The following is a 4,459-nucleotide window of genomic DNA, read 5'->3' as shown; positions in this document are numbered from 1 at the left end:
GGCCCCCAGCTTTGCCCCCCGCGAGCCGCTGCCCCTGGCGCGCATCGACTACCTGCCGCACATCGCCAAGCGCTACTCCCGGGTGGCGGCACGCCCCGACAGCCTCGACGACCTGGCCGACTACATGCTGGTGCAGTGGCAGCACGACCGTCAGGTAGAGCCGTTCCGGCCCTGGAACAGCCTGGTGGAGCAACGCCTGGCGGGGGTGGTGCACGTACATGCCTATGAACTGATGCTGGAGATGATCCGCTGCAGCGCCTGCATCGGCCTGCTGCCGCAATACATCAGCCGTTTCGACCGCGGCTTGACCGCCTTGCCGGGGTTGTTCAACGAGCCCATGCAACGCCGCGCCTGGTTGGCGGTGAATGCCCAGGTGTCCCATGAGGCCGAAGTGCAGCAATTGGTGGACCTGATCCTGCACACCTTCAGCGAGCGAGAGGACTGGTTCGCCTGATCCACCTTCGCCTAGGCGCCGGATCTGCCGACGCCTTCGCTGGCAGGCCAGCTCCGACGCATGCCGATGCTGCGCATTCCTCCTACGGTGGTCCAAGCTATTGCCCCCCCCCGTAGGAGCCGGCTTGCCGGCGAAGAGGCCCTCAAGCCTTGTACCGCCCTCGGCATCGCCTTCGCTGGCAAGCCAGCTCTTGCGGGCGAGCATCCCCCCTCGTCATGCAGAGGCTCAGGCCCTTACACTCGATGGCCATTTCGACTGCAAGGATGACCTCGCCATGCCCAACGCCAATCCGACCATTTCCATTGAACGCTGCAACGAAGCTCATATCGAGGGTCTGACGGCGCTGTACAGCGAACCCAGCGTGGCGGCCCAGACCCTGCAACTGCCTTACCAATCCCGTGAACTGTGGCGCAAGCGCGTGGGGCTGGGGCAGGACAACGAGGGGCTGGTGGCGCTGGTGGCCCTGCACCAGGGCGCGGTGATCGGCAGTTGCAGCCTGCTGCAGGTGGCGCGGGTGCGCCGGGCCCATTGCGCTGACATCGGCATGGGTGTGTCCCCGGCCTGGCAGCGCCAGGGTATCGGCAGCCGTCTGCTGGCAGCGGTGCTGGAGGTGGCGGACAACTGGATGAATCTGCGTCGGGTGGAACTCACCGTCTATGCCGATAACCAGGCGGCCATCGGCCTGTATCACAAGTTCGGTTTTGAAACCGAAGGCCAGTTGCGGGACTACGCCATCCGTGGCGGGCAGTACGTCGATGTGCTGAGCATGGCGCGCCTGCGCCGCCCCGCTTGATCAGTGACCCCGTCAGGCCGGCTCATCCGCCAGGGCGAAGGCCACCGCCGCCCTGGCATGCAGTTCGGTGGTGTCGAGCAGGGGCAGGGGGCTGTGCTCGGGCTTGAGCAGCAGGCCGATCTCGGTGCAGCCCAGGATCACCGCCTGGGCGCCACGGGCCTTGAGGGATTCGATCACCTGTTGGTATACCCGGCGCGACGCGTCGCTGATGATCCCCACGCACAATTCCTCATAGATGATCCGGTGCACCGCCTGGCGCTCTTGCGCATCGGGCACCAGCACATTCAGTCCTTGTTGGCTCAGGCGGCTCTTGAGGAACGCCTGTTCCATGGTGAAGGCGGTGCCCAGCAGCCCGACGTTCAGGGTGCCGGCCGCCAGCGCGGCCTGGGCCGTGGGGTCGGCGATGTGCAGGAAGGGCACGGCAGTGGCCGCCTGAATCTGCTGCGCCACCTTGTGCATGGTGTTGGTACAGAGCACCAGGCACTCGGCGCCGCCATCCTGTAAACGCTGGGCGGCGTCTATCAGAATCCGCGCCGCTTCATCCCAGCGCCCGGCATGCTGGGCCTGTTCGACAGGCCCGAAGTCGACGCTGTACATTAGCAACCGCGCCGAGCGCAGCGGCCCCAATTGATCGCGAACCTGCTGATTGATCAGGCGATAGTATTCGGCGCTGGATTCCCAGCTCATGCCGCCGATCAGGCCGATGGTGCGCATGTGCAGCTCCTTGATTCATGGTGTAGAAGGGCCTTCAGTCTCCCGTGGCCCTTGGTATCGATCTATCAGGAAATTTCATATGCCCGAGGTTCTCAGTCGCAGCCTGCTGGACGGTCGGCTTTGCCTGCAACTGTTGCCCGCAGCCGCCTACAGCGCGCGCGATCCGGCGCAGTGGCAGACCCTGGGCGTGACCCTGGAACGTCAGCACGGGGTGCATGCCATCGACTCCGACCGACGCGAGGATTTCGACACCTGGCCCGGCACCCTGGCCTTGACGCCCAAGGGCGTGGAAGTGTTCTCCGAATCTGCCTGTGGCGGTGAATACATGCTGGCGCGCTGGCAGGAGCAGACGCCGCTGATCCCCGGCGAGCGCCGTCTGCAGAGTTCGGGGCATGCCCAGGCCCTGGCCCTGGGCCGTGAAGCCCGGCGCCTGTTGCTGGCGCCTGCCACCGATGAGTTGGCCCTGGAGCACTGTGCCCTGGCCTTTGTCGGTCTGTCCCAGTCCCGCCACATTCCCACGGCGCCGTTACCACGACTGGGCCAGGTGCTGGAACAGATGGCCGACCAGTACGCCCAGCCCTTGTCCCTGGCGCAATTGGCACTTACTTACGGCCACAACGAACTGCGCCTGCTGCGCGACTTTCGCCGCGCCGTCGGCATGACGCCCCATGCCTGGATCACCGAGGTGCGGCTGCAAGCGGCCCGGCGCCTGCTGCAACACACGGACCTGTCCCTGGCGGCGATTGCCCTGGACAGCGGCTTTGCCCACCAATCGCACCTGGGCAGCGCCTTGCGCAAAAGCCTTGGCCTGACCCCGCGCCAGTACCGCTTGCAGTTCCACAACCGCGCGTCCTGACCCGCACCGGCAAAAGCTCCACGGCCGGCACCGGCATCTGCCATGATCAAGTCCGGCGACCTGCTGTTCCCAAGGGTCGATGCCAGGGACACACCGCAATGGACGATATCCAGCAACTGGGCGAGATGCTCCGGCACTACGCCGCCAGCGAAGCCCACAAGAAGCAGCTGTTCGACAGCCAGTCGGTGGTCTGGGCCCAGCGTATTCATGAGCTGTTCGGGCAGATTGAAGAGTGGTTGGCACCGGTACTGCTGCCGGACCTGCTGGAGCTGCATCGCGAGCCCTATGTGGCCTTCAGCCCGGCATTGCCGGTGGAGAGCTCCACCTTCAAGAGCGAGAAGCTGACCATCGCCATTGCGGGCAAGCCGGTGGAGTTCGTCCCGGATGTGATGGGGGCCAATGGGCAGATATCCCTGGCGGTGATCGGCTTGACGGCGGCGCGCCTGGGCAGTGTTTCCCTGGTGGGCGAGGCCTCCGGCAGCTGGCAATGGCGCAAGACCAATGGCCTCAAGGACCCCGACATCTTCGTTTTCGACGGCAACTTCCTGGCCGCCCAATTGCAGAGCCTGATCCCCCGCGAGCGCGCCTGATGTAGGCGCTGGCTGGCCGGCGATAGCGATCGCCGGTCATGTGCACGTCTTGCGGGCCCCTTCGCCGGCAAGCCGGCTCCTACGGAGGGAGCAGGTTCGCTTTTTCTGTAGGCGCTGGCTTGCCAGCGAAAGCGATCGCCGGCCATGTGCATGTCTTGCAGGCCTCTTCGCCGGCAAGCCGGCTCCTACGGGGTGCGTTACATGTCCAGGTTGATCCAGCCCGGCTTGGGCTCTTCCGGCGCGACGGCATTGATCTTCTTGCCCGTGGCCAACTCCACCCGGCGGGCCACGTCGGGATCGTCGGCGAAGGGAATCAGGCTGGCGTCATCCAGGCTCTTGGCGCTCTGGTGGCGCAGGCAGTACTCGATGCAGAGGTAGAGAAACGCCACCCCCAGCAGGTTGAACAGAATATCCATCGGTCATCCGGCTCCCTGAAAAAAAACGCCGGTCACTGGGACCGGCGGGCATGGGTTGGGTCAGGCGATCTGCGCGTCGCTCAGGGCCAGTTTTTCATCGGCCACGCGTACGGTGCGCCAGGTGTTGTAGGCCATCAGCAGCATGCCGCTGAGGAAGAACACGCCACCGGCAAAACGCACCACGAACCCCGGATGGCTCGCCACCAGGGCCTCGACGAAGGAGTAGGTCAGGGTGCCGTCTTCGTTGACCGCACGCCACATCAGGCCCTGGGTGATGCCGTTGACCCACATCGAGGCGATGTAGAGCACGGTGCCGATGGTGGCGAGCCAGAAGTGGGTGTTGATCAGGCCGATGCTGTACATCTGCTCGCGGCCAAACACTTTGGGCACCATGTGGTAGATGGCGCCGAAGGTGATCATTGCCACCCAGCCCAGGGCCCCGGCGTGAACGTGGCCGATGGTCCAGTCGGTGTAGTGGGAGAGGGCGTTGACGGTCTTGATCGCCATCATCGGACCTTCGAACGTCGACATGCCGTAGAACGCCAGGGACACAACCAGGAAGCGCAGAATCGGGTCGCTGCGCAGCTTATGCCAGGCACCCGACAGGGTCATCATGCCGTTGATCATGCCGCCCCA

General features: G+C 65.0%; 7 protein-coding genes. 4 read left to right on the top strand and 3 right to left on the bottom strand.

The genetic code is table 11. The features are described from left to right. Both BLX41_RS34180 and BLX41_RS01870 read left to right on the top strand, forming a co-directional pair. On the top strand, positions 1 to 454 hold a 454-nt coding region (locus BLX41_RS34180), incomplete at its 5' end, for a LysR substrate-binding domain-containing protein (RefSeq protein WP_259744318.1). 274 nt (positions 455 to 728) lie between these two features. Then, the gene (locus tag BLX41_RS01870) at positions 729 to 1,247 is read left to right on the top strand and encodes a GNAT family N-acetyltransferase (RefSeq protein ID WP_123723538.1); all 519 of its coding nucleotides are present in this window, start codon (positions 729 to 731) and stop codon (positions 1,245 to 1,247) included. Positions 1,248 to 1,259: 12 nt separating this feature from the next. On the opposite strand, the gene BLX41_RS01865 is transcribed toward BLX41_RS01870, so the two are convergent. Continuing rightward, positions 1,260 to 1,961, bottom strand: a complete 702-nt coding sequence (locus tag BLX41_RS01865; RefSeq protein WP_123723537.1) for an aspartate/glutamate racemase family protein — start codon at positions 1,959 to 1,961, stop codon at positions 1,260 to 1,262. Between the two features lie 79 nt (positions 1,962 to 2,040). Between BLX41_RS01865 and BLX41_RS01860 the strand changes: the two genes are divergently transcribed. Together BLX41_RS01860 and BLX41_RS01855 are read left to right on the top strand one after the other, a co-directional pair. Beyond that, positions 2,041 to 2,817: a helix-turn-helix domain-containing protein gene (locus tag BLX41_RS01860; protein ID WP_123723536.1), complete on the top strand. Its 777-nt coding sequence runs from the start codon at positions 2,041 to 2,043 to the stop codon at positions 2,815 to 2,817. Positions 2,818 to 2,915: 98 nt separating this feature from the next. Next, on the top strand, positions 2,916 to 3,407 hold the full coding sequence (locus BLX41_RS01855; protein WP_123723535.1) for a hypothetical protein: 492 nt from the start codon (positions 2,916 to 2,918) through the stop codon (positions 3,405 to 3,407). 197 nt (positions 3,408 to 3,604) lie between these two features. On the opposite strand, the gene BLX41_RS01850 is transcribed toward BLX41_RS01855, so the two are convergent. After that, positions 3,605 to 3,823 carry a hypothetical protein gene (locus BLX41_RS01850; RefSeq protein WP_060843700.1) on the bottom strand — a complete coding sequence of 73 codons (219 nt, stop codon included), beginning with the start codon at positions 3,821 to 3,823 and terminating at the stop codon, positions 3,605 to 3,607. Between the two features lie 60 nt (positions 3,824 to 3,883). After that, a partial coding sequence (locus BLX41_RS01845) for a cbb3-type cytochrome c oxidase subunit I (RefSeq protein WP_185073336.1) occupies positions 3,884 to 4,459 on the bottom strand: 576 nt, incomplete at its 5' end.

Source organism: Pseudomonas protegens, assembly GCF_003732485.1.
Classification (GTDB): domain Bacteria; phylum Pseudomonadota; class Gammaproteobacteria; order Pseudomonadales; family Pseudomonadaceae; genus Aquipseudomonas; species Aquipseudomonas protegens_B.
The sequence above is the reverse complement of the archived record's forward strand: the minus strand, read 5'-3'. Positions and strand labels throughout refer to the sequence as shown.